At 66.3% G+C, this 5,294-nt stretch carries 7 protein-coding genes; 1 reads left to right on the top strand and 6 read right to left on the bottom strand.

Translation table 11 applies throughout. The annotated features are described in order from the left end of the window. From atpA to AC04L7_RS11810, 6 genes are all read right to left on the bottom strand, one after another. The coding region (gene atpA, locus AC04L7_RS11835) for a F0F1 ATP synthase subunit alpha (RefSeq protein ID WP_475513066.1) at positions 1-1,194 on the bottom strand (1,194 nt) is incomplete at its 3' end. Positions 1,195-1,240: 46 nt separating this feature from the next. After that, positions 1,241-1,768, bottom strand: a complete 528-nt coding sequence (locus AC04L7_RS11830) for a F0F1 ATP synthase subunit delta (protein WP_436000532.1) — start codon at positions 1,766-1,768, stop codon at positions 1,241-1,243. Positions 1,769-1,785: 17 nt separating this feature from the next. Then, positions 1,786-2,256 carry a F0F1 ATP synthase subunit B gene (locus AC04L7_RS11825; protein ID WP_299345739.1) on the bottom strand — a complete coding sequence of 157 codons (471 nt, stop codon included), beginning with the start codon at positions 2,254-2,256 and terminating at the stop codon, positions 1,786-1,788. A gap of 105 nt (positions 2,257-2,361) precedes the next feature. Continuing rightward, positions 2,362-2,661 carry a F0F1 ATP synthase subunit C gene (atpE, locus tag AC04L7_RS11820; RefSeq protein WP_055939490.1) on the bottom strand — a complete coding sequence of 100 codons (300 nt, stop codon included), beginning with the start codon at positions 2,659-2,661 and terminating at the stop codon, positions 2,362-2,364. A gap of 64 nt (positions 2,662-2,725) precedes the next feature. Continuing rightward, positions 2,726-3,523: a F0F1 ATP synthase subunit A gene (gene atpB / locus AC04L7_RS11815; RefSeq protein ID WP_475513065.1), complete on the bottom strand. Its 798-nt coding sequence runs from the start codon at positions 3,521-3,523 to the stop codon at positions 2,726-2,728. A 24-nt stretch (positions 3,524-3,547) separates the two neighbouring features. Next, the gene (locus AC04L7_RS11810; RefSeq protein ID WP_436000536.1) at positions 3,548-3,883 is read right to left on the bottom strand and encodes a hypothetical protein; all 336 of its coding nucleotides are present in this window, start codon (positions 3,881-3,883) and stop codon (positions 3,548-3,550) included. 453 nt (positions 3,884-4,336) lie between these two features. Between AC04L7_RS11810 and AC04L7_RS11805 the strand changes: the two genes are divergently transcribed. Then, complete coding sequence (locus AC04L7_RS11805; RefSeq protein ID WP_299345728.1) at positions 4,337-5,278, top strand: hypothetical protein; 942 nt, start codon at positions 4,337-4,339, stop codon at positions 5,276-5,278. Positions 5,279-5,294: the final 16 nt, after the last annotated feature.

Below are 5,294 nucleotides of genomic sequence, written 5' to 3'. Positions count from 1 at the left end.
GGCCAGCTCACGGTACTGGGCGAGCGAGATGCGGATGCCGCCCGACAGCTTCTTGATGATTTTGGTCTGGGCGGCGCCACCGTCGCGCGAGACCGAGATGCCGGCGTTGAACAGGTCGGTTTCCAGGAAGATCTGGCCGTCGGTGATCGAGATCACGTTAGTCGGCACGAACGCGGACACGTCGCCGGCCTGCGTTTCGATGATCGGCAGCGCGGTCAGCGAACCGGTCTTGCCGGTGACCTTGCCTTCGGTGAACTTCTCGACGTACTCCTCGGACACGCGGGCAGCGCGCTCGAGCAGGCGGGAGTGCAGGTAGAACACGTCGCCCGGGTAGGCTTCACGGCCCGGCGGACGCTTCAGCAGCAGCGAGATCTGGCGGTAGGCGACGGCCTGCTTGGACAGGTCGTCGTACACGATCAGGGCGTCCTGGCCGCGGTCCATGAAGTACTCGCCCATGGTGCAGCCGGAGTAGGCGCTGATGTACTGCATCGCGGCCGATTCGGAAGCGGTGGCGGCGACGACCACGGTGTGGGCCAGCGCGCCGTTCTCTTCCAGCTTGCGCACGATGTTGGCCACGGTCGAAGCCTTCTGGCCGATCGCGACGTACACGCACTTGATGCCGGTGCCCTTCTGGTTGATCACGGCGTCGATKGCCAYSGCGGTCTTGCCGGTCTGGCGGTCGCCGATGATCAGCTCGCGCTGGCCRCGGCCGATCGGSAYCATCGMGTCGAYCGACTTGTAACCGGTCTGCACCGGCTGGTCGACCGACTTGCGCCAGATCACGCCCGGGGCGACGCGCTCCACCGGCGCGGTCAGCGAGGTGCCAAGCGGGCCCTTGCCGTCGATCGGCTCGCCCAGCGCGTTCACGACGCGGCCGAGCATTTCCGGACCGACCGGCACTTCCAGGATGCGGCCGGTGGTCTTGGCCACGTCGCCTTCGCGCAGGTGCTCGTAGTCGCCCAGGACCACGGCGCCGACCGAATCGCGCTCCAGGTTCAGCGCGAGCGCGAACGTGCTGTTCGGCAGCTCGATCATTTCGCCCTGCATGACGTCGGCCAGGCCGAAGATGCGCACGATGCCGTCGGACACGCTGGTGACGGTGCCTTCATTGCGCGACTCCGCGGCCAGCTTGACCTTCTCGATACGGGTCTTGATCAGGTCGCTGATTTCAGAGGGGTTGAGCGTGGTAGCCATGGGTAAGTCCTGTGTGCCCGCTTGCGCGCGGCGGTTCAATGGGAATTCAGTGCGTCAGCGCCGACTGCAGGCGCGCCAGCTTGCCTTTCAGCGAGCCGTCGATCACCACGCTGCCGGCATCGATCACGGCGCCGCCGATCAGCGACGCGTCGACCGCCGTCTCCACCTCGACCTCGCGACCGAAGCGCTTCTTCAAGGCGGCCTTGATCACGTCGAGTTCGCCGGCGGGCAGGTCCGTGGCGGAGGTGACCTTCGCCTTCACGACATGCTCGGCGTCGGCGCGCAGCTCCTCGAACAGGCCGGCAATCTCCGGCAAGTGCGGCAGGCGGCGCGCATCGGCCAGGATGCCCAGGAAGCGGGTGAACGCATCGCTGGCGCCGTCCGGCGACAGCAGCGACACGGCGTCCGCCGGCAGCAGCTGCGGATTCGGCAGCAGCGCGGCCACGCGCGGGTCCGCCGCGGCATGCGCGGCAAAACCCAGCGCCTGCGACCAGGCGGCGAAGTTGCCTTCGTCGCGCGCCGTCGCGAAGGCGGCGCGGGCGTAGGGGCGTGCGACGGTCAGGGCCTGGCTCATCGGTCAGATCGTCCGGATCAGATTTCGGCGGCGAGTTCGTCGAGCAGCGCCTTGTGGGCGTTGGCGTCGATCTCGCGCTTCAACAGTTTCTCGGCACCACTGACGGCCAGTGCGGACACCTGCTTGCGCAGGTCCTCGCGGGCACGCGTGGCGGCGGCCTCGATCTCGGCCTGGGCCAGTTCCTTCTGGCGGTTGGCTTCGGCGATCGCCTCGTTCTTGGCCGCGTCGACGATCTGGTTGGCGCGCGCGTGGGCCTGGTCGATGATCTCGTTGGCCTTGACGCGGGCGTCCTTCAGCGCTTCGTTGACCTTTTCCTGCGCCTGCGCCAGATCCTTCTGGCTGCGGTCGGCGGCGGCGAGGCCTTCGGCGATCTTCTGCTGGCGTTCTTCGATGGCAGCGAGCAGCGGCGGCCAGATTTTGGTCGCAATGATCCAGATCAGGCCGGCGAAGGCCAGCGCCTGGGCGAACAGAGTGAGATTGATATTCATCGTAAACCTGCCGGTGATGAAGGGCCCGCGCACATCGCGCCGGCCCAGCTACGCCTGGTGACTGACCGCGGGCCGGAGCGCGCGGTCAGGCGTGCACGCGACGGATCAGCCCGCCAGCTTGGCCAGCTGTTCGGTGAAGATCGTGATGAACGGGCTGGCGAAGGCGAACAGCAGGCCCACGGCGACCGAGATGATGAACGCGGCGTCGATCAGGCCGGCGGTGATGAACATGCGCACCTGCAGGACCGGGATCAGCTCCGGCTGGCGGGCAGCCGATTCCAGGAACTTGCCGGCCATGATGGCCAGACCCAGGCCGGCGCCCAGCGCGGCCAGGCCGATCATGATGCCGATGGCGAGGGCGGTCGAAGCCTGGACCTGGGCGAGGTTGGTGAGGATGCTTTCCATGGTGATCTCCGGAACTAAGTGCTTGAAAGGTGGATGGTACGAAGGGAACGGTGAAGCGGAAACGTTAGTGGCTGTCTTCCGACAAGCTCAGGTAGACGATCGACAGCATCATGAAGATGAAGGCCTGCAGAGGGATGACCAGCAGGTGGAACAGCATCCAGCCCAGGCCGAATGCTGCGCCGCCGAGCATGCCGACGATGCCCGCGCCGCCCAGCACCCAGATCAGCAGGAAGACGATCTCGCCGCCGAACATGTTGCCGAACAGTCGCATCGCCAGCGAGATGGGCTTGCTGACCCATTCGACGATGTTGAGGATCAGGTTGAACGGCATCATCCACTTGCCGAACGGCGCCGTCAGGAACTCGTGGGTGAAGCCGCCCAGGCCCTTGGAGCGCAGCGCGAAGACGATCATCAGGAAGAACACGCTGATCGACATGCCCAGGGTGGCGTTGACGTCGGCGGTGGGCACCGGCTTCCAGTAATGCACGCCCATCAGCTCGAGCGGCTTGGCGATGAAGTCTGCCGGGATCATCTTCAGCAGGTTCATCATCAGGATCCAGAAGAAGATGGTGATCGCGATGGGCGTCACCAGCTTGCTGGTCCCGTGGTAGGTGTCGCGGGCCTGCTTGTCCACGAACTCGAGCATGATCTCGACGAAGGCCTGCCACTTGCCCGGCACGCCGGCGGTCGCCTTGCGGGTCGCCAGCCAGAACGCGAATACGATCAGCAGCCCCATCAGCACGGCGGTCACGAAGGTGTCGACGTTGATCGTCCAGAACGGACCGTCGCCACCCACTTGGGCCGTGAGGTTCTTCAGGTGGTGMTGGATGTAGCTGGTGGGAGTAAGAGCCTCGCCCGCCATGAGTCGGAAACCTTTCTAGTTGGGTTATCGCTGCTTGCCGGTCGCGACCAGCACCTGTGCCACCAGTCCGGTGATCACGCCTGCCAGGAGAGGCAGCGGGGGCAGCTTGTACAGCCCCGCGCCAACCACCAGCACGCCGATCACCACGACCCACTTCACCACCATGCCCGCGACGAGCCTCAGCACCGCCGAGACGGCCCCGAGCACGCCGCCACCGAAGGCCATCCAGGCCGCCAGCAGCGCGCTGGCCACGATCGCCAGCCCTCCAACCGCCGCCGCGACCGCCTGGGGCACGCCCCGGAGCAGGAACAGCAGCGCGACCAGCAGCACCGCGCCCGTCTGCCAGACAGCGGCGCGCAACACTAGCCGCCGGCCCGTAGCGACGGAATTCAGCACACGAAAGCCCTACGGAATTGGCGGGGTACAAGGCGGTAAAGCGCCTCGCCGAGCCGCAAAAGTATAGCAGCGGGACAATTTCCGGGACAACCGCCAAAGGTAGAAAGCGGGCCTCAGGGGCACACGCCGCCCGCAGCCCTTGCGCCGCCTGCGTGTAACCGTTTCCCCTGTTCAGAATTTTCCCGGGAATTCTCCGGAACTTTGCCGGAAACTCCCTGTCAGTCCTTGCAAGGCCTGCTGCTCAACTTCCTCGTCCGATGCTCCGCCACAGGCCTTCCACGAAGCCCCGGCTGCCCCCGGGGCTTCACTTTTTTGTGGCATCGGGAAGACGTCGCCGGGCGTGACGTTCATCCAATTCACCCGATGACGACCCGTGGGCCATGAAGGTAGTGCTCCCCCTCGACGCATGGAGCGCCCATGAACCGGCCCTGCCCCCGCAACACCCCCGCCTTCGTTTCCCTGCTCGCCTGCCTGCCGCTGGCGCTGCTCGCCACCACCGCCGCCGCGCAGGATTTCAGCGACGACGCCCGCTTCGAAGTCCGCCTGTCCGCCTTCAATCCCGAGGCCAACATCCGCTTCGACGGTACCGGCGTCGCCACCGACGGCGAGCGCACGGAGGAATTGGCGGCGGCGGGCGGCATCGATTCCGATGGCCGCTGGCGGCCGCGCGGCGAGCTTGCCTTCGCCATGTCGCCGCGGCAGTCGCTGCGCCTGAACTACTACGACTACCGTCGCAACCAGTCGTGGAACTTCGATGGCGACTGGGTCGACCCCGGCAACATTTTCGACGAGGTCGAGATTCCCGGCGAACCGGTCGAAATCCCCGCCATCGACGTCGACGGCCGCCTGAGCTTCGAACTGGCCAGCCTGAATTACGAGTTCGCGGTCATCGACACCCCGCGCTTCCAGTGGGGCCTTGGCGCCGGCGTCACCCACGCGGTGCTGGAGGCGCGCGGCACCGGTACCAGCACCGGCACGGGCGAGATCGATCCGCAGTGGGAGTCTTTCCGCTGGAAGAAGGACGGGACCTCGCCGAACCTGCACACCCGCGTGAGCTGGGCGCCGACCGAGCGACTGCGTATCGAGGCCCAGGCCCAGTACCTGGACACGCGCTGGGGTGACTTCGTCGAGGAGCGCGGACATTTCGAGCGCGGCGGCCTGATCCTCGAGTACCTGGTCACCGAGCGCCTGGGGATTCACGTCGGCTATGACTGGTTCCGCCTCAAGCTCGCCAACGACTATCGCGGATCCTTCGAGGCGCCGCCCGAGTCCGGTGTCGGAACCGTCGAGGTCACCGGCAAGCTGACCGGCCAGTTCAAGGTCCACGGACCCATGGCAGGCGTGACATTCCGGTTCTGATCCGGCCCTATCGATA

Source organism: Pseudoxanthomonas sp. LjRoot204_2 (genome assembly GCF_056175765.1).
Note: the sequence above shows the minus strand (reverse complement) of the source record. Positions and strands in the feature narration are given on the sequence as shown.

Excerpts from the sequence above, each read along its gene's own strand:
- AC04L7_RS11830 (WP_436000532.1), bottom strand. The coding sequence starts at position 1,768 with ATGAGCCAGGCCCTGACCGTCGCACGCCCCTACGCCCGCGCCGCCTTC.
- AC04L7_RS11825 (WP_299345739.1), bottom strand. The coding sequence starts at position 2,256 with ATGAATATCAATCTCACTCTGTTCGCCCAGGCGCTGGCCTTCGCCGGC.
- atpE (WP_055939490.1), bottom strand. The coding sequence starts at position 2,661 with ATGGAAAGCATCCTCACCAACCTCGCCCAGGTCCAGGCTTCGACCGCC.
- AC04L7_RS11805 (WP_299345728.1), top strand. The coding sequence starts at position 4,337 with ATGAACCGGCCCTGCCCCCGCAACACCCCCGCCTTCGTTTCCCTGCTC.